Here is a 22,953-nt window from a genome sequence, read left to right on the forward strand (position 1 = left end):
GGTTTCTTGCACGGCCGCGACGAGATCCTCGCCGCCCTGCTCACCCGCCTCGCCGTGCGCGCGCAGGCCGACGTGAGCCTGCTCGTCGTCACCGGATCCTCCGGCGTGGGCAAGACGTCCCTGCTCCGGGCCGGACTGATCCCCGCCGTCGACAACGCGCTGCTGGATGTCGACGGCTCGAAGGACTGGCCGGTGGTGTACCTCGAGCCCGGCCGAAAACCGCTCCAGGCGCTCGCTCACGGCGTCACCCCGATGAACCACCCGGTCGGCGCGCTGCCGGACGACCTGGCCCGCGAGCCCAACGCGCTGGGGAACTCGCTGGGTCCTCTGCTGGAGGAACGACCCGACGCTGCCCGCGTCCTCTTCGTGGTCGACCAGGCTGAGGAACTCTTCACCCTCGGGTGCTCCGGTCGTGAGCGGGAGGCTTTCCTCACCGCGTTGATCAGAGCGTCGATGAAGGACGCGGTGGTCCTCCTCAGTTTCCGGGCGGACTTCTACGCGCAGTTCGCTGCGCAGGACATCCTGCGCGTCCACCTCGAACACCACTCCCTGTTCGTGCCTCCGATGAGCCGCGCGCAGTTCCAGGAGGTCATCGAGGGGCCGGCCCGTGCGACCGGTCTCACCCTGGGGCTCGGACTGACCCGGGCCCTGCTCGAGGACACCAGCGCCGAGCCGCTGCCGCGGCTGGCCCACACGCTGCGTCAGCTCTGGGAAGACAGCGACGGCACCACGCTCCGGCTCGGCGACTACCGTGAGATGGGCGGCCTGGCCCACGCCATCAGCTCGACGGCCGAGAAGGTCTACCTCGATCTGAGCGCCGACCAACGGGAGATTGTGCGTCCCCTGCTCCTGTCCATGGTGAGCATCGGCGACGGCACCACCGACACCCGCCAGAGCGTCGTCACCGCCGACCTCCTGGAGTCTTTCCAAGACGGAAAGGCCGACGCCGAGACAGTTCTGCGCCGCCTGAACGAGGCCCGCATCGTCACCTCAGGCCGGCTCACGAGCACGCTGACCCACGAGACCATCATCACGGCCTGGCCGGAACTGCAGGGCTGGCTGAATGACGACCGCACCGGCCTGCGCCTTCACGAGGAACTGCGCAACGCCGCGCTCTACTGGAACACCCACCGAGACGAACCCGGAACCTTCTGGGGCGGAAACCGTCTCGACACCATGCGGGACTGGTCGCAGGAGCACCCGCAGGCCCTGACCAGGCTCGACCAGGTATTTCTGGTGGCGAGCCAGAATCATCTGGACGCCGCCCGGAGCGCCGAACAACGGCGCGCCCGCCGAGTGCGTTTCCTGGCCGGTCTTTTCGCTGCCCTGTTCGCCATCGTCTCGGTGCTCGCGGTGGTCTCGTTCCGCCAGACCCGGGCGGCCGAACTGTCGCGCAACACCATCCTGGTCGATCGGATGGTGGGCCAGGCGCAGGATCTGCTGCGCAGTGATCCGCGCCTGGCCACACTGCTGGCGTTGGAGGCCGACCGCATTCATCACACCTCCGACACCGAAGATCTGCTGACGACCGCGGCTCGCTCGCCCATCTTCCGAACGGTCAGCGGGCACACCGGCGATGTGACCTCGGTGGCCTACCGCCCGGACGGCACGATGTTCGCGACCTCCAGCTCTGACAAGACTGTACGGATCTGGAACGCCGCCGCCGGCTCCGCCTGATCATGCCGCCCGGAAGATTCCCCACGGCTTCCCCGGAACTCTGACCTGGGTAAACGCCGAAGGACCCGTCCGTGGACGGGCCCTTCGATGAAACTCGCGGTCATCGCGGGCGGAAACCCGCGGGGGCTGATGCTGGCCGGGCGCTGGGCCGTGGTCTGCGCGGTCAACGTTGCCTCGCTGGTCACTCGGGGATGTCGAACTCGTACGTCCAGGTGAAGCGGCTGGCTGCATGGACCCCCGTGGCCGATTCGACCGGACAGTTTCTCCGGAACAACTCTCGTTCTGATGGCCGACGGGACCAGCAGGCCGATCGAGGATTTCGAGATTGACGACGAAGTTCTCGCCACAGATAAGGTTTACCACGAAATTTACCGTTCCGACTTTAAAAGGTGTGCGGGGCGTCGTGCCCGCCTATCCGGCATATCTCGGCGCGGCGCGTTTACGTGCTGGGTTGGTGCCAGGTCAGGCTCTCGGCGGGATCGGCATCGCCGTAGCACTTGACCCAGAGGCGGTGCAGGTGATTCAGGAACTCCCCGTCTGTGCCAAATTCCCACCCGGTCTCTCGTTCGTATTCGCTCGGTGAGAGGCCGCCTGAGAGACTCTTCGCGAAGCCTCTGCGAAAGCTTTCTCGTGTGGATTCTGTTCTAAGGTTCGCCATCCTGGTCGCGAAGTTTTCCTCCCAGCCGGAGAAGAGGGCATTGACATGCATCATTCGCCCTGAGTATTCGAGGAAAGTTTTGATTTCTGGGTCGTTGGTGTCGGTCGTCATGTAGCTCAATGAAGCCCTTCCATTGCGACTCGCCGAAGCGACGCTGGCTTGCGAATGGCCGACCTTGACGGTGCCAGCTAGGTACTCATCGAACCGGTCAGGTTCATGATCTCGGACTGGACCGGGCGCCTTTTGGTCTTCTCTACCTGACCTGTTCCTGAGGATCTGCATCTCGGTAAAATCTTGACCAGAGAGCCCTGAGATGGTCGTGCAGCTCTTCGGGAGTGTCGAATGACCACCCGGTCTCACGCTCGTATTCGCTGATCGATATCTGGCCGCTCAGGCCTTTGGCGAAGCCTCGGCGAAAGCTCGTCTTCAGGGATTCAATTTTCAGGCTCTCGATTTCTTCAACGAACTCTGCCTCCCAGTTCCGGACGAGTCCGTTGACGTTCATTGCGCCCGCCGAGAAGTCCAGGAAAACTTTGATGTCGGGATCGGTGGTCACATTCATTCCTTGGGGTCCGGGTACATGGTAGTGAGATGGTAATGGCCGTCGCTGGTTCTTCGGAAAACGGCATGGACGAAGCCGTCGTGGAGGTCTGACCGTTCTGGGGGAGAACTTCCTGGTGGTATGCCGGTCGGGTTCCGCTGTGATCCGGAGCGTCGCATTCCCCGTACCTGGGCAGCATAGTTGGGGCCGAAGACGTCGGACAGGGAGACCCGGACGACGAATGTGCGCCGTCCTGTGGTCTGACACTCGATTCCCTTGTCCCGGTATTCGCTGGTCGAGCGGACGTGTCTTTCGGCTTGGACCAGGGCTTCGTCGGTGGTGAACTTGGTGGCGTTCCGGCCGTGTTGGTGAGGGCCTCCATGAACGCCGTCAGTGGTGGTTCCGGTCATCGGATCCTTGCCCCAGAGTGCCCGGTCGGTGAGTTGCTGATCAGTGATCTGGGCGCCGTGGCGTTGTGGGGCGTGTCCTTGGCGTTGCAGTTCTGCGATGCGGGTCCGGATTGCGGCTGTGTCGCCGGGCGGATCCCTTGCAAGTGCATCCTCGGCTGGTTCTCCCAGCCTGGCGGACGCCTGTTCTTCGGAGATTTCCTTCTGGACGGCAGCGAGTGTCTCACCCGTTTCCTGAACCTTCTCGATCAGATCGTGAAGGATGCCGGTGAGGTACTCCTCGCCGGTAGCGGCCAGGGGGGTGAGGGCTTCGTCGAGTTGACTGAGGACGGCTTCCAGGCCGGTGTCGATCTCGTCGGTCGCCGCGCCGAGTCGTTCGGCGACGCCGGTGAGGCCGTGCTCGGAGTGAAGCGGCTGGAGGATCTGCGCGCAACGCTCGGCCCGTTCGCAGACCTCAGCGAGTTCGCCGGCGATCTCGCGGAGGTGCTCGGAAGCGGTCTCGTATCCCTGGGCCAAACCGTCCCAGCCGTGCTCCCAGCAGCTGAGTGCCCGTTCCCCGGCAATGGTTGCTGAACCGGTGACGTGATCGTGGTGCTGGCGTAGGGCGGTGGTGAGCGCGGTCAGGGATCTCTCGATCTCCTGTGTCCGGTTCGTCACCGTCCATGACTATCGGTATCCAGGCGGGCAGAACAAGTCATCAGGAGTCGCCTGAACAGGCCGACCGGGATCGAACCGGCACGACTGGCTTGTAGGGCTGGCCGATCCGTCTTTCGGCACAGTGTCTGCCTGGGGAGAATGAGGACGACGACACCACGTGAAGGCGGTGCACCGTGCGGTACTCCTCGGCGCTCTTCATGGCCGCTCTGGCCGGCCTGTGTTGGCTGACCGGGTGCAGTGCTGTGCACAGCGAGGATGCGGGGTGTGCCCGTCCTGATCTGGTGGTGGAGCCCGAACCGGTCACGATCGGGTCGGACGTCACCGTCACCGGCGGGCCGTTCCTGGGCGTCTGCGCCGATACCACGGACAACGGAAAGACCGGAAAGAACGTCGCTGCGGACGAGGTCCGTCTCTACCTGGTGCAGGGCAGCACCTCGACACCGCTCGGGGCGGGCGTACCGGATCAGGAGGGGCAGATCTTCGTGACCGTCACGATCCCGGGCACCGCCGGGCCCGGTGCCGCGAAAATCTCCACCGACGAAAAACTTCCGGTCTCGACCCGGATCAGCCTGGCGGAGTAGACGAGACACGGTCAGTCAGACAGGGGCCACGGGCGAGCAACCGCTCCAGCCGGGCCAGCATCTGGAGCTGGGCGGAGGGCAGCGCGTCGCGGGCGTAGGTGTCGATCAGCGCGAGCCAGTGCGGGTCGACCGAGCCCTGGACCGGGCCGAGCCGGGAGACGGCCTCCGGCGAGGTGAGGAAGGCGTGGAAGTCGTCGGCCAGGGCCGAGATGCCGTCGGCGTCGTCGGCGGCCAGGTGCTCGAGACGTTCACCGAGCTCACGCACCTCCACCATCAGGGCCGGGTCGGTCAGGATGTCCATCATCTGCTCGGTGTGGCCGGTGCCGGCGCCTTCCTCCAGATGCGCGAGAAAAGCCAGCTGCTCCCGCAGACTGCGGGCCAGACGGGGGGACGCGGTGAGGAGGAGCGGCGCGAAGCGGAGCAGGTGGGCGGGCAGGTCGGGGACGGTGCCCAGAGCCCGGGCCCGGGCGATCAGGGCGCGCTGAGCGGTCAGCTCGGCGATCTGCCGGTCCAGATCACGCTCGACGTCGTCCAGGACCGCCATCAACCGCTCGTTCCCGCCGGGCTCGTCGTCGAGCAGGGCCGCCGCGGCCTCCAGGGAGAACCCGGCCGCCTGCAGATGACGTAGCCGCAGCACCCGCACCAGCTCCCGGACGCCGTACTCGCGGTAGCCGTTCAGGCTGCGCGCCGGCTCGGGCAGCACCCCGAGCTGGTGGTAGTGCCGCAGCGTGCGCACGCTGACCCCGGCCAGGCGGGCGATCTCGGCGCTGCGCATCCTCACGCCCTCCAGTCAAAACCATGACGCTACGTCGGGGTCCATTCTGACGCGGCAAGACCCGGGTCCTTGACCCCGACGCGACGTCACAGTTTCGACTGGACCCATGCCCCGCGTCGTCCTTGCCTATCTCGGCTCCTACTTCCTGTCCGTCCTCGGTAACTCGATCGCCGCGGTGGCCCTGCCCCTGGTGATCCTCCAGTCCACCGGAAGCCCTCTGAAAGCCGGTGTGGTCGCCGCGGCCACCGCGGTCCCCGCCGTCCTGGCCGGGCTCTTCATGGGAACCGTCATCGACCGGATCAACCGCCGCACGTCCTCGATCGTCACTGACCTGGTCTCCGCCGCCACGACCGCCGCCCTGCCCCTGGTCGCCCTCACGACCGACCTGACCGTCGGCTGGTTCATCCTGTTCGGCGTCCTCGGTTCACTGGGCGACGTTCCTGGCCTGACTGCCCGAGAAGCCCTGCTACCCGCGATCTCCCGCAACAGCGGCATGACTCCCGAGCGCCTGGTCGGACTTCGCGAGAGCCTCGGCGCCCTCTGCATCGTGATCGGCCCGGCCGCCGCGGCCGGGGCCCTGACCTTCTTCGACGGCCCGACCGTGCTCTGGGTGACCGCCGCGACCTCCCTGGCCGCCGCCCTCGTCACCCTGCTGATCCCGGGCACCCTCACCACGGTCGAGGCGCCCGGTCCCGGAACCGGGATCCGCGCGGGCTGGAAGGCACTGTTCAGTAGCCCCTTCCTGGTGACGACGACCGCGCTCATCTGCCTGTCCGCCGTGGTCCTCGCCGCCCTTCAAGGGCTCGTCCTGCCCGTCCACTTCACCAGCACCGGCCGGCCGAACCAGCTCGGGCTGGTGCTCACCACCCTCGCCCTCGGCCTGCTGCTGGGCAGCGGTCTCTACGCCCTCGCCGCCCGCACCCGCTCCCGCCGTTTCTGGCTCGTCACCGGAATGGCCGGAACGGTCGTCGGATTCGCGGTGACGGCAACTCTTCTGAGTACCGTCGTGATCCTCACCGGCGCCTTCCTGATCGGCTTCTCCAGCGGCCTCTTCGCCAGCCTGCTCGGCGTCCTCAGCATGGAACGCATCGACGACGACCTGCGCGGACGCGTCATGGGCACCCAGAACGCACTGATGACGGGCGCTCCTGCCCTCGGCATCATGGGCGCGGCCGTCCTCACCGAGAAGGCCGGGGTCGAGGTCGCCGCAGCAACGCTGGCGAGCATCTGGGCCCTCGGAGCGCTCACCGCTGTCCTGGTCCCGGCCACCCGTGACCTGGATCCGCCGACCAGCACGCCGACCGTCACCGGGGCGTCGATTCGATGACCGGCCGCTTCGGCGCGGGGAGGCAATCAGGTCGGCGCCCCGGCTTGCCTGGTCACGCCGAGATCCAGGTCGTAGGACACATAGGTGAAGGAAGCCCTAAAATCGGACGTCAACTGATGGGGACGGTGTCGTCCTCGGTCACGGTCCAGTGGTCCTGACCTGACCAGCCGCATCGGTCGCCCCGGGGTGGACGATCGGCCGGATGTGCGAGGCTGTCGGCGTGCAGCGTCCGGTTCTCCGTCTCGCCGGGCTCGTCGTGTTCCTGGGGGCCCTCGGCCTGCTGACGGCGTTCTTCCTGCCGGTCTCGGTCGAGGGCCTGCAGTCCCAGATGCAGCGGTTCGGGCTGCTGGCCGGACCGGTGTTCATCGTGACCGCGGCCGTGCTGGCCCTGGTGTTCGTGCCCGGGCCACTGCTGTCGGCCGCCGGAGGCGCGATGTTCGGCACCGGTCTGGGCTTCGCGTGCAGCCTGGCCAGTTCCACGCTGACCTCGGTGCTGGCCCTGCTGACAGCCCGCCGGGCCGGGGGAGGAGCGGTCGAGGAGATCGGCGGGGAACGGACCCGCGCGCTGACGGATCTGGCCCGGCGCCACGGCACCGTCGCGGTCGTCGTGCAGCGGCTGATCCCCGGGGTGCCGGACGCGCCGTTGTCCTACGCCTTCGGCGTGATCGGCCTGCGGACCTACCAGATCGCCCTCGGCACTCTGATCGGCTCGGCCCCACGGGCCTTCGCCTACACCGCGCTGGGTGATGCTGCGGTCTCCGGCGACGCGACCCTGGCCGTCGTCGCGACCGGGGTCGGGGCCGCCGTCAGCGTGCTCGGGCTGGGCCTGGGCTGGTGGCTGACCCGCCGGAACCGCCACAGAAGTACGGACGAGGTCACCCCGCCACGGTGAGAGCGGGTTCGCAGAACATCCAGTCCACCCAGGAGAACCGGGGCTCGTCCGTACTACGCTCGCCTCCGGCGGGACGTGTCGAGGTCGGCAGGAACTGCGTGCTGTGGTTCGATTTCCGGCTGCCGTCAGCAGCGCGGTGACCGAGCACCCCACTGCGCCCTAGTATCTCGTCCGTCCCTACGCCCGCATCTGAATCCCTGAAGAAAGTCAGTAGGAGCCATGAGCATGCCCCGCACCGCCATCAGCACGACCGACGCGCCGGCCCCCGCCCATACGTTCTCCCAGGGGGTGCGCAAGGGCCCGGTGCTCCAGGTGTCCGGCCAGGGCCCGGTCGACCCGGTGACGAACGAGTACCTGTACCCCGGCGACGTGAAGGCCCAGACGCTGCGCACGCTGGAGAACGTCGAAGCGATCCTGCGGGCCGGTGGCGCGACCTTCGACGACGTCGTCATGCTGCGGGTCTACCTGACCACCCGCGACGACTTCGCCGCGATGAACGAGGCCTACGGCGAGTTCGTCAAGCAGCGCTGCGCCTCGGGCGTCCTCCCGGCCCGCACGACGGTGATGACCGGTCTGCCGCGCGAGGAGATGCTCGTCGAGATCGATGCCCTGGCCGTCCTCGACTGAGGCTGCTCAGAGGTCGGCGATGTCGACCGTGACGTCGGTCTGGGGGCGTCCTACGCAGGTCAGGACGTATCCCTCGGCCTCCTGCCCGGCGGGCAGGCAGTGCGGCTCGCTCATGGCCACCCGGCCCGAGAGGAGCTTCACGACACACTCGCCGCAGTTCCCGACGGTGCAGGAGTACGGCATCGGCAGCCCGGCGGACAGGCCGGCCTCCAGGAGGGTCTGTCCGGCCGGGACCGGGCCGGCGCCGATCTCGGCCCCGCCGTCGGTGACGTTCATCCGGTGGGCGGTGCCCGTCGATTCGGTGGGGGCCGCGCTGCGGTAGCTCTCCATCCGGATCCGATCGCCCGGGATCTGGCTGTCCCGCAGGGCTTCCCGGGCCCCGCTCATGAGGGCGTCGGGTCCGCACAGGTAGTAGCGGGCCCCGGTGGAAGGACGTAGGTCGGCCAGCCAGGCGGTCAGGGACGCGCCGGTGATCCGGCCCGTCCTGCCGGTCCAGGTGGGGTCCGGGCCGGTCAGCTGGTGCGTCACCACGAGCCGGCCCGGATGTTCCCGCTGCAGCCGGGCCAGTTCTCCGGCGAAGATGATGCTGCTCTCGTCCCGGTTGCCGTACAGCAGCAGAAGACGGGCGCGGCCCGGGCCGGCCAGCCGCGCTCGGATGATGCTCATCATCGGGGTGACGCCGCTGCCGGCGGCCACCATGACGATCTCGTCGGCATCGGTCGTGGCCGGGTCGAACAGTGCGCCCGAGGGGCCCCGCACCTCGAGCTGGTCGCCCACCGCGAGCTTTCGGTGCAGATGGCCGGAGAACACCCCGCCGTCGATGTGTTTGACGGTGATCTCCAGTTCGGGGGAGCCGGGGGCCGACGACGCGGAGTAGGCGCGCCGCACGGTGGTCCCGTCCACGTCGAGGCCGAACGTGAAGAACTGTCCCGGAACGAAGTCCAGAGGTTCGTCGCCGCCCCGCAGGACGACCGTGGCGGCCTCGGGCGTCTCCCGGCGGATCGTGCGCACCTCGAACCGGCGCGCGGGTGAGGACGCCCGGCGCGGCGGGGTGGGTGCGGGGGCGGGAGCATCGCTGTCGTAGCCTTCCTTGGCCAGGGCCGAGCTGAACGACCGGCCGATCAGGCGCCGGGTGACGTTCGGGAAGAGCCGCAGCAGCGCTGCCACCGGCCGGATCAGCGGGCCCATCCGGTTGGCCGGGTTGGTGGCCAGGTGCTGGGCCGCCAGGATGTTCAGGTCGGGGAACGCATCCCGGTCGACGTGGGCCGCCGCGTCCCACAACTGGGCGTCGCGCACCGGCTCGCTGACGCCCAGTTCCGCTCCGGCGACATCGATCAGCAGTGCCGCGTGCGGGTTCATACCTCGTAACGCCATGGTGCTGAGCAGATCCGGGTCGGTGGTGACGGAAGCAGTCCCGTTCAGGTGCAGGACCTGCGAGGATCCCGGAACCAGCGCGGCCAGGGCGATCTGCGGGTCCTGCAGCACATTGTGGAACGTGTCGGCCCGGCGGTTGCCCTTGCGGTCCGGGATCGCGATCGTGTGCCCGTCGATGATCCGGACGAAACCCGGCCGGTCACCCCGGGGGCTGGTGTCGCTCCCGCCGTCGGCATCACCGCTGGTGCAGACCAGGAACGGTGCGGCGGCGAGGAATTCCCGTACCCCCGGATCGTTCAGGGGCCCGGATCCGCCGGGGCCATGGCTGCCGGGCGGGGCCGGGGATTTCGGGGCCACCCACAGTTGGGACCGTCCGATGGCCCGCGCACAGTGCACGTAGACCTCCTGCACCTGCACGACGGTACGGGCCCCGTCGCGGCTCAGCATCAGGCCGTTGAGGCGGAGCGTCTCACTGACCCCGGGTAGGAGGAAGACGAAGGAGAAGCCGCTCGAATTCGCCGGCACAGGAGATGTCCCGGGAAGGGAGAAGGCGATCCGGGTAGGAGCGAGAACCTCGATGAACCCGGCGTCACCACCCACGAACGTGCTGCGGCGCGATCCGGTGGCGTCCCGGTACCCGGCACCCGCGATCGGGGAATGCCGTAGCACCGAGACCGCGCCCCGATCCAGGTGATCGATCTGCTTCATCATCACGGCCGGCACGGGGTTGCCCAGCAGCTCCATGATCTCGTCGGCGGTGGTCAGAACCGCTGTTGTCGTGAGCCTTTCGCCCGGAATCTCCGTGGTCATCCAGCCAGGCTAGGGCGGCTGGTCTGCGAATGGCGGCCAGGCGATACCGCGGACACGCCAACCTGAGAGCCGGCATCCCGGCCCGGCCACCTACACCCATCGATACCGCCAGGGTATGGACGGTTCGCGCTGAGGGTGTTGGTCCCCGGCCACGAATGGGTCAGGATCGACACCATGAACCAGCAGAGAGCGGACCCCGAACCGGCCGCGACCGGCCGGTGGTCACCCGAGCAGGCGCAGCGCATCCATGCCGCGGACGAACTGGAGATCGCCGTCGCCCGCACCGACGGCACCCTGCGGCGATGGACGCCCGTCTGGGTCGTCTGTGTGGGTGAAGAGGTGTTCGTGCGCACCTGGTACCGACGCGAAACCGGTTGGTACGGTCAGGTACTGCGATCTCGCCGGGGCCGCGTCCGGGTACCCGGGGTCGAGACCGACGTCGAGATCGAAGAGGTCACCGGCCCGGTCGGCGCAGCAGTCGATCCGGCAGTGGACGAAGCAGTGGACGAGTCGGTGGACGAGTCGGTGGACGCGGCTGTCGACGTTGCGTACCGGGCCAAGTACCGGCGCTACGGCAGCGGTTCGGTCGACCAGATGGTTTCGGAGGCGGCCGTGGCCACCACTCTTCGCCTGCGCCCCGCGGGGCGGTCACGGAAGGAGTGACCCCCGCCAGCGGTGAACCGGGACCCGTCAGACGGCCGCAGGAGGTGTCCTGAGCGGGGTGTAGGTGCTGCGGTAGGAGCGCGGCCCGACGAACCGGACCAGCGAATTACGGATGATCGCAGGCAGTGCCGCGGCCCGGGAGAAGCGGTCGGTGGCGTCCTGGACGTGCTGCACCCGAGCGCGCCGGGCGTTCTGATAGCGCTCGCCGACCTGGTCCCACGGCTGGGTGGCGAGCAGGTCGGCCAGCACCTGCCCGTCTTCCAGGGCCATCGCTGCGCCCTGGGCCCAGACCGGCGCGGTGGCGTGAGCCGCGTCACCGATCAGCACGCGGCGTCCGTGGGTCCAGGTCCCGGAACGGACCTCCTCGATCAACGAGTGGTACAGCGTGTCCGGGCACCCGGCGAGCTCCTCCAGCACCTGCCGGACCGGAGCCGGGTAGGTGGCGAAAGTGGTCTGCAGCCAGTCCGGATCGTCGGCGACCGCACCTCCGACGACGCTGGAGGCGTACCCGTACACCTGCCCCTGATCCACGGGCACCAGCAGGAACGTCGCTTGGGGACCGGTCCACAGGGTCCAGCAGTCCACGCCGGGGTTGCGGGCCATGAAGCGCCAGTTGGAACCGCTGAGCAGAGCCTGGGTGCGCTCGGCGCCTCCCGGCAGCCCGGACCGGACGGCCGACCGGATGCCGTCGGCACCGATCACGAACCCGAAATCCTCCGTGGTGCCCTCCCCGAACTCGACCCGCACCGACTCGTCCTGTGCAGTGGTCGTCCGGATCGCCAGCGGCCGGCGCACCGGTGCGTCCAGGCCGTCGGCGAGCAGATCCAGCAGGTCCGAGCGCCGCACGCACCGGGGCCGGGCCTGCGGCCCCCAGAAAGCGTCCTCGTCGACGCCGAACATCAGCCGGTCCCGGGCACTGCGGTACTCCCGGCGCTGCGTCGGCGATCCGAGCGAGGCCAGCCGTTCGCCCAGTCCCAGCCGGTCGATGGCCCGCACGGCGTTGCCCGGCAGCACGATCGCCAGCCCCGAACGGTCCGTGCTCTCGGCACTGCGCTCGCACAGCACCACCGGCACGTCGTGGCCGCGCAGGGCCCGGGCCACCGCCAGACCGGCGATCCCCGCTCCGGCCACCAGTACCTGCTCACCCATGACATCGTCCTTCCCGCACTCGTGAACCGTTCACCAGGACAGACCTCCGGCGACGCTGTCGAGGTGCCCGAGAGAGCACGTGGCGGGACCTCCCAAAGGTTCACGCCGGGCAGAGGCCTCGTGGCGGGTGAGCCGGGCCGGCGTGTCCACTCCCGTCGAAAGGTCATGCGACCTCAGGGTTTCACCGGATCGACGGTCCGGGTCTTGCTGGTGACTCCCTTCAGGGGCTTGTCACCGTTCAGAGTCGCTTGGTCACTGCGCTTTCCCAGCAGGAAACGCCCGTAGAACGCCGTCGCGTACTGCACCAGGGCGCTGTGCTGGGTGGCCGGGGTGAGCGTGCGGCCGGGGCAGGTGCTGTCGTCGTACGCGAGCGGTGTGGGTGGCGTCCACCGGGTGTTGTAGAAGTTGTGGTTCGCCCCCTCCAGAACGACGGAGTAGGCGCCCGCCCGCGTCTTTCCCTTCACGTCGTCCAGGTAGCCCTGTCCCTCCAGCGATTGACTGATCCCGCCGTCGCACGAGCCCATCACGACTCCGACCGGCACCCGGGTCGTGAAGGTGTCGCTGATGTCGCCCCGGGGCCAGTCGAACTTCACGGGCGCCAGCGGGAGCACGGCCTTGACCGTCACGCCCTTCGGCCACTGGTGCCGGTGCTTGTCCGAGGCCTGCCACATGACGCCCTTCCCGGCCCGCGAATGTCCCATCGTGCCGACCCGCCGCAGGTCCACATGACCGGTCAACCCGGCCAGCCGGGGACGCAGCGCACCGGTGCCGTCCTGCAGTTGCTTCCACAGCTTCAGGTGGTGATTGATCAGAGCGGCCCGGGCTCCGTATTCACTGGCCGCGGTCTGGTTGATGCCGCTGGAGCCGATCGAGACCACGACGTACCCCTGGGCCGCCAGTTGCTCTCCCAGGTAGTCGTATCCCCGGTAGCTGGGATCGGCGCGTCCTTTCCGGCAGGGCCACTTCGTCTCGTCCGCGTTCGTGCAGGCGTACCAGGTGCCGTGCTCGAGCACGATGAGCGGGACCTTGCCCCTGATCGTCCGGGGCCGGAACACGACGCCGCGAATCTCGCTGACAGCGCCGGTCTCCCGGTCCCGGAAAGCCTTGTCACCCAGGTCGTAGGTCGTGGTGACGACCTTCTGGGCGGTTGTCGTCCCCGCCGCGACCGAAGCCGGAGGCCGGCCCGCCGCGGCGGGCCGGGACGCGTCCACCGTCACCGCGACCGCGAGAACGGTCGCCAGCGAACCGATCAGGATCAGGCGACGGGGGCGGGCGAGCAGGTTGGTCATCTCACTCCTCAGGATGGTTCAGCCGATGGCTGTTCGACGCCGCGGGCCGTTCCCGGGTTGTGCCGCGATGAACAGGCGCCGGCCGGACATGTAGGGGATGTCCGCACGATGCGTTCGCCCGCCGCCCTTTTCCCGGAGGCCGGCCCGCAGCTCCTGGAGGAGATCATGTCCAGCCCCGATGTCAGGTCCGGAACACCCGGTGGGCGGCGCGCGTCCGGCTGGTGGTGGGTGGGAGTCATCACGGCTGCCGTCGTGGCCGTCGCCGTCGCGTTGCTGGTGTTCGTCCACCGCGATGATGAGAACTCCGGGTCGGCGGATCCCGTCGCCGTCGAACTGCCGCAGGAAGCGGTGGCGACCGACGGCAATCCCCACCTGTTCATGAAGGATGACCAGTGGCGGCTGACGTCGCTCAGCCAGGACGACGAACGCAGCGGAAGCCAGGTCTTCACGCTGGCGGGGCGGACGGTGACCATCACGTGGTATCCGTCCAGGGTTGCGGACCTGGTCCTGAGCGGCCGCCGGGCCGACCTGCGGGAGCAGGATCCGCTGACCATCTTCGGCCGGAGGGCAACAGTTCTCGAAGATGCACTGAATCAGGAGGTGCTGTTCACCTCAGGTTCCGCGTTCATCACGGTGCGGGTGCACGGTGTGCGCGATCGTGGTGCCTTCACCGCGGTACTGAGTGAGCTGCAGGTCCTGGAACCCGCTCGGTGGGAGGATTCCCTGGGGCCGGACGTGGTGCGGCCCGAGCGGTCGCCGGAGGTGGCGGGGCAGATGCTGAGCGACGTGCCGGTTCCTGACGACTTCGACACCTCGACCCTGACCACGAGGTTCAGCGAAGATCGCATCACCTTCGGCGGCCGGGTCCTGGGATCTGTCGGTTGCGCCTGGCTGGGGCAGTACACCCGGGCCTACGCGGACCAGGACGAGAAGAGGATGGCCCGCGTGTACAAGGCGCTGAGTGGCTACCGGCAATGGTCGCTGCAGAGGGAGATCAGCGCGCGGGCAGAGGCTCCCGACTCGGGAATCCTCCTGCTGTCGGGCCAGGTCGGAACCCGGCAGGACGCCTCCGAGTACGTGGACCTGCTCGGATGCGATCCTGACGAGATGTGAACAAGTTCCGGCGGGCTTGGCCCGGAACCGGTCTCAGTGTGAGAATTTCACCTTGAGCAGGGCGATGACGATGCCGACCGCCGCGATCCCGGCTCCGCTCCACAGGGTGGCGGCCGAGGTCCGGCGGCCGCTCAGGCGTTCGACGACCAGTCCGGTGCCGGCCAGGCGCAGCACGACGAGACCGGCCGCGACAATTTCGGCGGGGCCGGGTTCGAACCACTCCTGGGCGAGACCGGTGAAAATCAGCACCGGGGTGATTCCCGAACTGAGGATCGGTACCGCATCCCGAATCTCGTGCATCAGGTGGCTGCGGTGTTCCTCATCGGTGCGCCCGACCTGCTCGGCGACGTGGTGGGCGAAGACGTGCGCCAGGTAGGTGGTCAGGGCCGTGGCCAGGACGATCAGCCAGGAGTGGGAATGGTCCGACGACCCCGTGGTGCCGATGATCGCGGCCAGGACCAGGATGTTGCCGTAGACGTAGGCGGAGAGCCGGCTGCGTACGCGGTCTGCGGGCAGGGCCTCGTCCACGGGGAACTGCCGGTTCAGCGGGCCGAGAATCGGGCGGGGCGCGGAGGGGGACGACGTGGGCATGATCCGGATGCTAGGGCGTGGCACCCTTTTTGTCGCACCGTACGGTGAGCGCGGTCGGCGTGATCAGAAAGTTCCCGCCACCGCGCAACGCCGGTGGCTGGTCCGGACATGAGTAGGTCGTGAGGGAACTGTCAGAGGCTGCCTACCGGCACCTGTACTCCGCCCATTTCCCGGTGATCCTGAACTACGTCCTTCGGCGGGTGAACGGCCCCGATGACGCGGCCGACGTGGTCGCGGAGACGTTTCTGGTGGCCTGGCGCCGGAGCGAGGAGATACCGGCGGGGGAAGAGGCACGACTGTGGCTGTTCGGCGTGGCGCGGCGCGTGCTGGCCAACCACACCCGGAGGGAACGGCGCCGCAGCCAGCTCGGTCAGCGGCTACGGCTGGAGTTGCGGGAGGACGCGGTGGACGACCCGTCGGCCGATCTGGTCGAGGTCCTGGCTGTGGACGCGGCGCTGGGGGCACTCGAGGCGACCGACCGCGAGGTGCTGGAGCTGACCGTCTGGGACCAGCTGACCCCCAGCGAGATCGGCATCCTGCTGGATCTGCCCGCCTCGGTGGTGCGTTCCCGGTTGTTCCGCGCCCGCAAGGCCGTGCGGAAAGACTTTCGGTCTCCCGAACGGGTGGGCGCCGGGCGACGCGACGACCACCGCGGACCCGGACATGTAGTGGTTGCCCGCACCGCGTCCCAGCCGGAAAGAAGTTGAGATCAATGAACAACCGGGAGTTCGAGGACCTGATGCACCGGGTGCGTCCCGCCCCGTCATCGCCTGCGCGATTTCACCGGGCCGGGCAGGAACTCCTGGAGGAGATCCTGCGAGGCGACCGGAACGATGACGTGCCGCCGGATCGGATCCCGGCCCTCGACCTGGACGACGGGCCGCCGGCCAGGGTGATGCGGCCCCCACGTCGTGCCTGGCCGGCCGCGGCGGCGGTAGCCGCAGCGGTGGTCGCGGTGTGCGTCGTGCTCGTCCAGGGAAGGGCCCCGGTCGCGCCGGCCGACGAGCTGCCCCAGGAACCCATCGTGGCCACGGGCAATCCGTATCTCACCGTCGACGACCGGTGGCGCCCGGCCTCCCTGGTCCAGAACGCGCCCGACGAGGGGGAGCAGCAGTTCACCGGGGAGGGTGACGAAAAGCTGACGATCTGGTGGGGGCCCGAGTCCGCCTACGAACGCACCGTGAAGCGCATCGGCGCCGACGTCAGCCGGCGGACGTCACTGACCATTTTCGGTCAGCAGGCACCATTGTTCGAGACAGCTCTCTCCGAGCAGATTCTCGTCCCCGCGGGGGAGGTCTTCGTCTCCGTCCGGCTCGACCGCCCGCGTGACCATGAAGAGTTCCTCTCGGTGCTGAGCTCGTTACGGGTCGTGGACCCCCAGCAGTGGATCGCGGATCTGGGAGAAGGGACCGTCACGCCCGGGAACTCGGCGGCCACGGCTGCGACCATGCTGCGCGGCGTGCCGCTCCCGGCCGGATTCGACCTCCCCGACCCGGTCACCGAACTGAGCCAGGACCGCTACTACTTCGGCGCCGAACTCCTGACCACGGTGAGTTGCGCCTGGCTGGAGGAGTACACGAACGCTCGCGCGGACCGGGACGAGGACGGCATGGCCGCGGTCGACAGGGCGCTCAGCAGCCACCGGGACTGGCCGTTGCTGAACGAGATGAACGAGACCGGTGACTGGGGCGCGCAAGTACCGATCTTCGCGGCGAAGGTCAGTATTCGTCAGGACGTTTCCTCGTACATGGAACAACTCTCGTGCGATCTGCCGCGGGGGTGAGACCCTTGGGGGCAGGCCTCGCTGAGCCGGCGATGTCAGGGAGGCGTTCGGCTCGGGGAGTCATGTCGCTGACCGGCCGACGCCCGGCCGCGGTTCCCGTGACGTAGCCGGATGGGCCGGCCGGCCTGCGACGGCCTCTTCCGAGAGCTGATCATGGCTGCTGGACCTCCCACCCGATCGACTCGACCGGCCGGCGGGGCCTGAATCTCCAGGCGCCAGTTGCCCTGAGACCTATCGGGGCCAACGTGCGTGCTGGGGTAGGAGTCTGATCAGCTCTCGAGGATCAGTAGGCCACGCCCACGGCGTGCCCGATAGTGGCTGGGTCGTCGAGCATGGCGAGCATGTGGTGGGCGACGTCGGCGCGGGAGATGAATGTGCCGCCGCGCACGTTGATGTCGGTCGCCGTGCGATACGTGGCGTGCAGTGGGCGGTTCAGCAGGCGCGGCGGGCGGCTGACCGTCCAGTCCAGGGCGCTCGACCGCAGCAGGTCTTCCATGATCGCCAGGTCCGCGTAGTGGGGGCGGAACAGCGCCTTGGCGACCGGTGCGAACACCAACCGGGTCATCGGACCGTCGCCGGGGTTGAATCGCGGCGGGTCGGGACGCAGCGGCGACGGCACGGTGCCGACGGACGCGGCGCTGACAACCACGATGCGGCGCACCCGTGCGGTCGCCATCGCCGCCACGATCGCTCTGGTGCCACGCGACGCGACGCCCGCCTCACGGCCGGTGCGTGCCCCGAGCCCGGACAGCACCGCATCCGTGCCGGCCACGGCGTCGAGCAGCACGTCCGGATCGGGCGCGGTCAGGTCGGCGCGCACCACGCGGGCCGCCGTGCCGCGCAGTGCGTCGGGGTTGCGGACCACGGCCGTCACGTCGTGCCCGGCGTCGAGCGCCTGTGTCAAAATGTGACGGCCGATGCCCCCGGTCGCCGCGACGATCACGAGGTGGGACATAAACACCATGATGCAGCACCGCCGCACGTTCGTGGCGGCCGGGATCTACAACATTCTCTGGGGCGCTTACACGTTGCTCGACCCGCAGTGGCTGTTCCGGGTGGCCGGGATGCCGCCGTCGAACACACCGCAGATCTTCGCCACGCTCGGCATGGTGCTCGGGCTCTACGGAGTGCTCTATCTGGAGGTGGCCCGCCGCCCCGAGCACGGCTGGCCGATCGCCGCCGTGGGGCTGACCGGCAAGGTGCTCGGGCCGATCGGGCTGGCGTTCTTCATCCTGAGCGGCCAGTGGCCGTGGCAGACCGTGGCGATCACCGTGACGAACGACCTGATCTGGTGGGTGCCGTTCGGGATCTATCTACGCGCGGCCTGGCCGTCGTTCCGCGCCACCTTCTGATCGGTCCACCGGGCAGGCCATGCTCTCCGAATCCGGCCGGTGCACGTTCCTCTCAGACGACTCGCCGTACGTCGCCACCTCGTCCGTGCGCGGTCCGGACGCCTGAAACCCCAGAACGCGACGGCCGTCCTGAGTCTGCTCCCGGCCGGAGGGCGCCGCCCGCAGGCGACCCCGGCGCTGGGCGTCGTGCAGGAGATGCTCGCGGAGCGGTGGCCGGTGGCCGGGCTCGTCGGGACGCTGGTGAGCAGTAACCATCGTGGCGTCCGGCGAAGGGCTCTGGTCCTGGGCCGGGAACGAGCCTGCTCTCGCCCGGGCCGTGTCTGGGCATCGTCCGCTCGGATCCGGACCAGTGGATGCGGGCCGACGCCGCCGACGGTCTGCCGCCGACCCTCGGCGACTGAGCGAACTGCCGGCCGCGCACACCGTCGAGGGACGGCTGGTGGCCCTGGGCCGGATGCCGGACGAGGCCCGGCGCGATGACGACCTGGTGCCGCTGCCGGCCGACCGGGCGCCGCGGGTGCGGGCCCAGGCCCGGTGGCGGGCCCGGGAGCGCGGCCTCGGTACCGCGAGCAGATCGAGGGGCCGGAGCGTCCGGGGCGCTTCCTGGCCGCCTGCCGGGACGGGCCGGCCCCGGCGCCGCGACCACCGGGACCCCGTTGGGCGGCGAACAGCGTGAACGCATCCGGGTACAGCTCGTGACCGGCGGTGCCGATGACCGGACGGGCAGGGCGGTGGCCTTCCACGCCGGTCTCCGCCGCCCGGCGAGCGGTTCCGGACCCGGCCGGCGGCAGTCGGGAAAGGGTTGGTGGCCGGTTCCGGGAACTCGGGGACGGGTCCGAGGAATGAGATGCCCGTGTATGCGTTTAAGATGTGCGGGGCACCGACCACGAGACCGGAACCGGTCGTGGTGTGGATTGCCCAGGTCCGGCATGTTCAGGACCTGTGAGGGGGGCCACCGTGGCCTCAAGCGTTGTCGTGCGCCGATCCACCGGGTTCGCCCGGTACCGGAGCACCGTAGCTCCCGCCCCGGATGTCTCGTGGCGGGCCTGAAGGACCGGACGGCACCAGGGCGCTGAACCGCCCGGGCGACCGTGCCGGAGTTGTACGCCCTTGAGGGGCGGATGTGGAGGAGGAGTCTGTGGCCCGACCAGGCCAGCGTGGAGCAGGTCATCGCCGTCCTGCGCCGCAGAACCAGCGGCGGGGTCGTCAGCGCCCAGATGTCATCGCGGTGCTCGCGGCCGCCCTGCGGGAGATCCAGGACGCCGCCCGCCGCGGCCGCCTGACCCCTGCCCTGCGGGCCAAGTTCCAGGCCGTCGCCGCCCTGCTGAGGGAAGAACGCGCCCGCCTGCGGGCCGACACCAGCTCCAGCGGTGCCCGCACGGCCGAACAGCTCAAACGCCTCGACGGTCTGGCGACCGTCCTGGCCACGACCGCCGTCCAGGACACCGGGCTGATGGCTTTCCTCACCGAGGACGCGCCGCTGTCCGACGCTGCCCTCTCGCTCAAGCGGGAGATGCAGCAGGCCGCCGGCCTGGAACCGGAGCCCGAGGCCAAGCCCCGGGCCGCCGCCCCGGCACAGACCCCGACGGCACCCGCCCCCGCGGAGAGCCGCGTGATCCCGCGCTCGGTGGTCTCCCGGCAGATGGCCAACCCGTTCCTGGTCCCCGACTTCTCCGCCGCCCGCCCGGTCGCGACCCCTCGCCACCGCCTGGCCGGCTGGGAACTGCTCGGCCCGCTGCTGGACTCGTTCGAGCGCGCCGACAGCGGTGCCCCCGCCTGCATGAAACTCCCGGCCGGCACGGTCTCCCGCACGCCGATGAGCGTCCAGCTCATGCCGCACCAGCGCGAGCTGGTCGCCGCGGCCGCCGCCGGGCACCGCACCTTCCTGCTCGCCGACGAACCCGGACTGGGCAAGACCGCCCAGGCGCTCCTGGCCGCCGAGGCCGCCGGCGCCTACCCGCTGCTCGTGGTCGTACCCAACGTGGTGAAGACCAACTGGGCCCGCGAGGCCCGCCGCTGGACACCCCACCGCCCCGTCACCGTGGTCCAGGGCAACGGCGACGCGGTCGACGGCTTCGCCGACATCGTCGTGGTCAACTACGAGGTCCTCGACCGGCACGTGGGCTGGCTGAGCGACTTCGGCCTGGGCGGCATGGTCGTCGACGAGGCTCACTTCATCAAGAACAAGACCTCCCAGCGCTCGCAGAACGTCCTGCGCCTGTCCGACCGCCTGCGCGCCCGCTCGGCGCAGCCGCTGCTGATGGCCCTGACCGGCACGCCGCTGATCAACGACATCGACGACTTCCGCGCGATCTGGCAGTTCCTGGGCTGGATCGACGACAAGAAGCCGCTCGGGAAGCTGATGGACTCCCTGGAGGAGACCGGTCTCAACCCGGCCGACCCGGGCTTCTACCGCGCCGCCCACCAGTGCGTCATCGACAGCGGCATCGTGCGGCGCCGCAAGGTCGACGTCGCCGCCGACATCCCCGCCCGCCGCGTCGCCGACCTCCCGGTCGAGCTGGAGGGCGCCGCCGGCCGATCGGTCCGCGCGGCCGAGCGCGACCTGGCCCGACGCATGCTCGAGCGGTACCGCACCGCTCTGGCGAGCCGCTCGTCCACCAATTCCGCCGACGGGATCGACCTGGAACTGGCGCGCCGGGTGGCCCGGGCCGAACTGAAGGACACCGCCACCAAGACCGGCGAGAACGTCTTCAGCATGATGCGCCGCATCGGCCAGGCCAAGGCCGGACTGGCCGCCGACTACGCGGGCCAGCTGGCCCGCAGCGCCGGCAAGGTCGTCTTCTTCGCCAAGCACGTCGACGTGATGGACACCGCCGAGGAGACCTTCACCCGGCAGGGAGTGCGGTTCGCGTCCATCCGCGGCGACCAGAGCCCTTCACTGCGGCAGAAGAACATCGACGCCTTCGTCAACGATCCCGCCGTCGCCGTCGCGGTCTGCTCCCTGACCGCCGCCGGCGTCGGGCTCAACCTCCAGGTCGCCTCGAACATCGTCCTGGCCGAGCTGTCCTGGACCGACGCCGAGCAGACCCAGGCGATCGACCGCAGCCACCGCATCGGCCAGACCGAACCGGTCACCGCCTGGCGGGTCATCGCGGCCCAGACCATCGACGCCCGCATCGCCGAGCTGATCGACAGCAAGGCCGGACTGGCCGCCCGGGCCCTGGACGGCTCCGACACCGAGGTCTCCTCCTCGTCCGACGTCCAGCTCGACATGCTGGTCGCCCTGCTGGCCGACGAGCTGAGCCGGGCACCGCAGACCGACATCGGACCGCTGGACGATCTCCTGGACGCACCGGCGGACGCACCGGCGGACGACCCCCTGAGCGTTCCGCTCGACGACCCCCTGAGCGTTCCGCTCGATGACCCCCTGAGCGAGCCGGCGGAGTAACGACATGTCCGGGCCCCTGCGGGTGAACGCGACCGTGACGATCCCGGAGAACGAACTCACCTGGCGCTTCTCCCGCTCCTCCGGGCCGGGCGGCCAGGGCGTGAACACCACCGACAGTCGCGTCCAGGTGCGCTGGGACGCGGCTGCCAGTGGGGTGCTCTCACCCGAACAACGAGAACGGGTGCTCAGCCGGCTGAGCACCCGCCTCGTGGACGGGGTTCTGCAGGTCACCTCGTCCGAACAGCGCTCGCAGCTGCAGAACCGCGAGACCGCCGAACAGCGCCTGGCGCAGATCGTGGCGGCCGCGCTCGCCCCACCGGCGCGGCCGCGGCGTGCCACCAAGGCCACCCGGGGGTCCCAGGAACGCCGTATCGCCCAGAAGAAGCGCCGCGGCAACGTCAAGCGCCTGCGCCGGGACACCTCCGACTAGGCTCGTTTCACTCGTCGAAATCGGTGCTCCGGCTGAGCTTCTCCCAGGCGTCGACCTCGGTGCGCAGAGCGTCCAGGGTCGCCCGGAACCCGTCCGAGGAATCGTTGCCCAGCAGCAGCATGAAGGGCGCCTCCTTGGACTCCACGGCCTCGATGAGCGCGGCCGCGGCCTTCGCCGGATCGCCCTTCTGGGTGCCGTGCACCGTGTCGTGCTCCTTACGGCGCCGGCCCGCCGTGTCGGCGTAGTCGGCGATCGGCACGGCCGCCTGGGTCAGGGAACGGCCGGCGAAGTCGGTTCGGAAGCCACCGGGCTCGACGACCATCGCGGTGATCCCCAGCGGCGCCACCTCTTTGCGCAGCGACAGGGTGAGAGCCTCGACGGCGGCCTTCACCGCCGCGTAGTAGCCGGAACCCTCGGGGGAGATCCGCGCCCCGATCGAGGAGATGTTGACGATCGTGCCCGAGCGACGCTCGCGCAGGCCCGGCAGGACGGCCTTGATCATGCGGGTGGTCCCGAACACGTGGGTCTCGAAGAGCTGCTGGACCGCTTCGTCCTCACCCTCCTCGACCGCGGCCCGGTAGCCGTACCCGGCGTTGTTGACCAGCACGTCGATCGCCCCGAACCGCTCCTGCGCCGCCGCCACGGCGGCGGAAACCTGTTCCTGGTCGGTGACGTCCAGCGGCAGGGCGAGGGCGGCCTGCGGGTGGGCGTCGGCCAGGTCCTGGACCCGGGAGACGTCCCGGGCGGTGACGACGACGTGGTGGCCCCGGGCCAGCACGGCCTCGGCGAAGGCGCGGCCGAGGCCGGTCGAGCATCCGGTGATCAGCCAGGTGGTCATGAAAGGCCTT

At 69.4% G+C, this 22,953-nt stretch carries 23 protein-coding genes and 1 pseudogene; 14 read left to right on the forward strand and 10 right to left on the reverse strand.

From position 1 onward, the window contains the following. Both LR393_RS18460 and LR393_RS36505 read left to right on the forward strand, forming a co-directional pair. Nucleotides 1-1,128, forward strand: a pseudogene (locus LR393_RS18460) (ATP-binding protein); the annotation flags it as partial. A gap of 288 nt (nucleotides 1,129-1,416) precedes the next feature. Beyond that, the gene (locus LR393_RS36505; protein ID WP_331282960.1) at nucleotides 1,417-1,677 is read left to right on the forward strand and encodes a WD40 repeat domain-containing protein; all 261 of its coding nucleotides are present in this window, start codon (nucleotides 1,417-1,419) and stop codon (nucleotides 1,675-1,677) included. A 439-nt stretch (nucleotides 1,678-2,116) separates the two neighbouring features. On the opposite strand, the gene LR393_RS18465 is transcribed toward LR393_RS36505, so the two are convergent. From LR393_RS18465 to LR393_RS18475, 3 genes are all read right to left on the reverse strand, one after another. Then, nucleotides 2,117-2,446: a hypothetical protein gene (locus LR393_RS18465; RefSeq protein ID WP_231485196.1), complete on the reverse strand. Its 330-nt coding sequence runs from the start codon at nucleotides 2,444-2,446 to the stop codon at nucleotides 2,117-2,119. 142 nt (nucleotides 2,447-2,588) lie between these two features. Next, on the reverse strand, nucleotides 2,589-2,891 hold the full coding sequence (locus tag LR393_RS18470; RefSeq protein WP_231485197.1) for a hypothetical protein: 303 nt from the start codon (nucleotides 2,889-2,891) through the stop codon (nucleotides 2,589-2,591). Nucleotides 2,892-2,893: 2 nt separating this feature from the next. Continuing rightward, entirely contained in the window at nucleotides 2,894-3,940 is a 1,047-nt protein-coding gene (locus LR393_RS18475) for a hypothetical protein (RefSeq protein ID WP_231485198.1), read from the reverse strand. Nucleotides 3,941-4,113: 173 nt separating this feature from the next. Between LR393_RS18475 and LR393_RS18480 the strand changes: the two genes are divergently transcribed. Next, nucleotides 4,114-4,521, forward strand: coding sequence for a hypothetical protein (locus LR393_RS18480; protein WP_231485199.1), 408 nt, complete (start codon nucleotides 4,114-4,116; stop codon nucleotides 4,519-4,521). Here the strand turns inward: LR393_RS18480 and LR393_RS18485 are convergent. Then, nucleotides 4,505-5,296 (reverse strand): helix-turn-helix domain-containing protein, encoded by a 792-nt coding sequence (locus LR393_RS18485; protein WP_231485281.1) that lies wholly within the window; start codon nucleotides 5,294-5,296, stop codon nucleotides 4,505-4,507. The two genes, LR393_RS18480 and LR393_RS18485, sit on opposite strands and share 17 nt — an antisense overlap. A 106-nt stretch (nucleotides 5,297-5,402) precedes the next feature. Here LR393_RS18485 and LR393_RS18490 point away from each other — a divergent pair, with 106 nt between their 5' ends. The 3 genes from LR393_RS18490 (at nucleotide 5,403) to LR393_RS18500 (ending at nucleotide 8,142) form a co-directional block, all read left to right on the forward strand. Further along, on the forward strand, nucleotides 5,403-6,623 hold the full coding sequence (locus LR393_RS18490) for an MFS transporter (RefSeq protein WP_231485200.1): 1,221 nt from the start codon (nucleotides 5,403-5,405) through the stop codon (nucleotides 6,621-6,623). Nucleotides 6,624-6,825: 202 nt separating this feature from the next. After that, on the forward strand, nucleotides 6,826-7,515 hold the full coding sequence (locus LR393_RS18495; protein WP_231485201.1) for a TVP38/TMEM64 family protein: 690 nt from the start codon (nucleotides 6,826-6,828) through the stop codon (nucleotides 7,513-7,515). Between the two features lie 219 nt (nucleotides 7,516-7,734). Then, nucleotides 7,735-8,142: a RidA family protein gene (locus LR393_RS18500; protein WP_345718627.1), complete on the forward strand. Its 408-nt coding sequence runs from the start codon at nucleotides 7,735-7,737 to the stop codon at nucleotides 8,140-8,142. Between the two features lie 6 nt (nucleotides 8,143-8,148). Here LR393_RS18500 and LR393_RS18505 read toward each other — a convergent pair whose 3' ends face one another. Further along, entirely contained in the window at nucleotides 8,149-10,326 is a 2,178-nt protein-coding gene (locus LR393_RS18505; protein ID WP_231485203.1) for an FAD-binding oxidoreductase, read from the reverse strand. Between the two features lie 174 nt (nucleotides 10,327-10,500). Between LR393_RS18505 and LR393_RS18510 the strand changes: the two genes are divergently transcribed. Then, complete coding sequence (locus LR393_RS18510) at nucleotides 10,501-10,989, forward strand: DUF2255 family protein (RefSeq protein ID WP_231485204.1); 489 nt, start codon at nucleotides 10,501-10,503, stop codon at nucleotides 10,987-10,989. A gap of 27 nt (nucleotides 10,990-11,016) precedes the next feature. Here the strand turns inward: LR393_RS18510 and LR393_RS18515 are convergent, their stop codons facing one another. Beyond that, on the reverse strand, nucleotides 11,017-12,138 hold the full coding sequence (locus tag LR393_RS18515; RefSeq protein ID WP_231485205.1) for an FAD-dependent monooxygenase: 1,122 nt from the start codon (nucleotides 12,136-12,138) through the stop codon (nucleotides 11,017-11,019). Nucleotides 12,139-12,311: 173 nt separating this feature from the next. Beyond that, a complete protein-coding gene (locus LR393_RS18520) occupies nucleotides 12,312-13,427 on the reverse strand; it encodes an alpha/beta hydrolase (RefSeq protein ID WP_231485206.1) in 1,116 nt (371 codons plus the stop codon). Nucleotides 13,428-13,535: 108 nt separating this feature from the next. Between LR393_RS18520 and LR393_RS18525 the strand changes: the two genes are divergently transcribed. Beyond that, nucleotides 13,536-14,540 carry a hypothetical protein gene (locus LR393_RS18525; protein WP_231485207.1) on the forward strand — a complete coding sequence of 335 codons (1,005 nt, stop codon included), beginning with the start codon at nucleotides 13,536-13,538 and terminating at the stop codon, nucleotides 14,538-14,540. Nucleotides 14,541-14,573: 33 nt separating this feature from the next. Here the strand turns inward: LR393_RS18525 and LR393_RS18530 are convergent, their stop codons facing one another. Further along, a complete protein-coding gene (locus LR393_RS18530; RefSeq protein ID WP_231485208.1) occupies nucleotides 14,574-15,131 on the reverse strand; it encodes a hypothetical protein in 558 nt (185 codons plus the stop codon). Between the two features lie 119 nt (nucleotides 15,132-15,250). Between LR393_RS18530 and LR393_RS18535 the strand changes: the two genes are divergently transcribed. Both LR393_RS18535 and LR393_RS18540 read left to right on the forward strand, forming a co-directional pair. Then, nucleotides 15,251-15,838 (forward strand): RNA polymerase sigma factor, encoded by a 588-nt coding sequence (locus LR393_RS18535; RefSeq protein ID WP_231485209.1) that lies wholly within the window; start codon nucleotides 15,251-15,253, stop codon nucleotides 15,836-15,838. A gap of 5 nt (nucleotides 15,839-15,843) precedes the next feature. Next, nucleotides 15,844-16,914 (forward strand): hypothetical protein, encoded by a 1,071-nt coding sequence (locus tag LR393_RS18540; protein WP_231485210.1) that lies wholly within the window; start codon nucleotides 15,844-15,846, stop codon nucleotides 16,912-16,914. A gap of 283 nt (nucleotides 16,915-17,197) precedes the next feature. On the opposite strand, the gene LR393_RS18545 is transcribed toward LR393_RS18540, so the two are convergent. Further along, nucleotides 17,198-17,869 carry an NAD(P)-dependent oxidoreductase gene (locus LR393_RS18545; protein WP_231485211.1) on the reverse strand — a complete coding sequence of 224 codons (672 nt, stop codon included), beginning with the start codon at nucleotides 17,867-17,869 and terminating at the stop codon, nucleotides 17,198-17,200. A gap of 7 nt (nucleotides 17,870-17,876) precedes the next feature. On the opposite strand from LR393_RS18545, the gene LR393_RS18550 reads away from it, so the two are divergent. The 4 genes from LR393_RS18550 to arfB all read left to right on the forward strand — a co-directional run bounded on the left by LR393_RS18550 (nucleotide 17,877) and on the right by arfB (nucleotide 22,105). Continuing rightward, nucleotides 17,877-18,266 (forward strand): hypothetical protein, encoded by a 390-nt coding sequence (locus LR393_RS18550; protein ID WP_231485212.1) that lies wholly within the window; start codon nucleotides 17,877-17,879, stop codon nucleotides 18,264-18,266. 349 nt (nucleotides 18,267-18,615) lie between these two features. After that, nucleotides 18,616-18,942 (forward strand): hypothetical protein, encoded by a 327-nt coding sequence (locus tag LR393_RS18555; RefSeq protein WP_231485213.1) that lies wholly within the window; start codon nucleotides 18,616-18,618, stop codon nucleotides 18,940-18,942. Between the two features lie 462 nt (nucleotides 18,943-19,404). After that, the gene (locus LR393_RS18560; protein WP_231485214.1) at nucleotides 19,405-21,675 is read left to right on the forward strand and encodes a DEAD/DEAH box helicase; all 2,271 of its coding nucleotides are present in this window, start codon (nucleotides 19,405-19,407) and stop codon (nucleotides 21,673-21,675) included. Nucleotides 21,676-21,679: 4 nt separating this feature from the next. Next, nucleotides 21,680-22,105, forward strand: a complete 426-nt coding sequence (gene arfB / locus LR393_RS18565; protein ID WP_231485215.1) for an alternative ribosome rescue aminoacyl-tRNA hydrolase ArfB — start codon at nucleotides 21,680-21,682, stop codon at nucleotides 22,103-22,105. 7 nt (nucleotides 22,106-22,112) lie between these two features. Here arfB and LR393_RS18570 read toward each other — a convergent pair whose 3' ends face one another. Further along, complete coding sequence (locus LR393_RS18570) at nucleotides 22,113-22,943, reverse strand: oxidoreductase (protein ID WP_231485216.1); 831 nt, start codon at nucleotides 22,941-22,943, stop codon at nucleotides 22,113-22,115. Between the last annotated feature and the right edge of the window lie 10 nt (nucleotides 22,944-22,953).

The sequence above is a fragment of the Kineosporia mesophila genome, assembly GCF_021129235.1.
GTDB lineage: Bacteria > Actinomycetota > Actinomycetes > Actinomycetales > Kineosporiaceae > Kineosporia > Kineosporia mesophila.

Excerpts from the sequence above, each read along its gene's own strand:
- LR393_RS36505 (WP_331282960.1), top strand. The coding sequence starts at position 1,417 with ATGGTGGGCCAGGCGCAGGATCTGCTGCGCAGTGATCCGCGCCTGGCC.
- LR393_RS18465 (WP_231485196.1), bottom strand. The coding sequence starts at position 2,446 with ATGACGACCGACACCAACGACCCAGAAATCAAAACTTTCCTCGAATAC.
- LR393_RS18485 (WP_231485281.1), bottom strand. The coding sequence starts at position 5,296 with ATGCGCAGCGCCGAGATCGCCCGCCTGGCCGGGGTCAGCGTGCGCACG.
- LR393_RS18490 (WP_231485200.1), top strand. The coding sequence starts at position 5,403 with ATGCCCCGCGTCGTCCTTGCCTATCTCGGCTCCTACTTCCTGTCCGTC.
- LR393_RS18495 (WP_231485201.1), top strand. The coding sequence starts at position 6,826 with ATGTGCGAGGCTGTCGGCGTGCAGCGTCCGGTTCTCCGTCTCGCCGGG.
- LR393_RS18500 (WP_345718627.1), top strand. The coding sequence starts at position 7,735 with ATGAGCATGCCCCGCACCGCCATCAGCACGACCGACGCGCCGGCCCCC.
- LR393_RS18505 (WP_231485203.1), bottom strand. The coding sequence starts at position 10,326 with ATGACCACGGAGATTCCGGGCGAAAGGCTCACGACAACAGCGGTTCTG.
- LR393_RS18510 (WP_231485204.1), top strand. The coding sequence starts at position 10,501 with ATGAACCAGCAGAGAGCGGACCCCGAACCGGCCGCGACCGGCCGGTGG.
- LR393_RS18515 (WP_231485205.1), bottom strand. The coding sequence starts at position 12,138 with ATGGGTGAGCAGGTACTGGTGGCCGGAGCGGGGATCGCCGGTCTGGCG.
- LR393_RS18520 (WP_231485206.1), bottom strand. The coding sequence starts at position 13,427 with ATGACCAACCTGCTCGCCCGCCCCCGTCGCCTGATCCTGATCGGTTCG.
- LR393_RS18525 (WP_231485207.1), top strand. The coding sequence starts at position 13,536 with ATGCGTTCGCCCGCCGCCCTTTTCCCGGAGGCCGGCCCGCAGCTCCTG.
- LR393_RS18530 (WP_231485208.1), bottom strand. The coding sequence starts at position 15,131 with ATGCCCACGTCGTCCCCCTCCGCGCCCCGCCCGATTCTCGGCCCGCTG.
- LR393_RS18540 (WP_231485210.1), top strand. The coding sequence starts at position 15,844 with ATGAACAACCGGGAGTTCGAGGACCTGATGCACCGGGTGCGTCCCGCC.
- LR393_RS18545 (WP_231485211.1), bottom strand. The coding sequence starts at position 17,869 with ATGTCCCACCTCGTGATCGTCGCGGCGACCGGGGGCATCGGCCGTCAC.
- LR393_RS18550 (WP_231485212.1), top strand. The coding sequence starts at position 17,877 with ATGATGCAGCACCGCCGCACGTTCGTGGCGGCCGGGATCTACAACATT.
- arfB (WP_231485215.1), top strand. The coding sequence starts at position 21,680 with ATGTCCGGGCCCCTGCGGGTGAACGCGACCGTGACGATCCCGGAGAAC.
- LR393_RS18570 (WP_231485216.1), bottom strand. The coding sequence starts at position 22,943 with ATGACCACCTGGCTGATCACCGGATGCTCGACCGGCCTCGGCCGCGCC.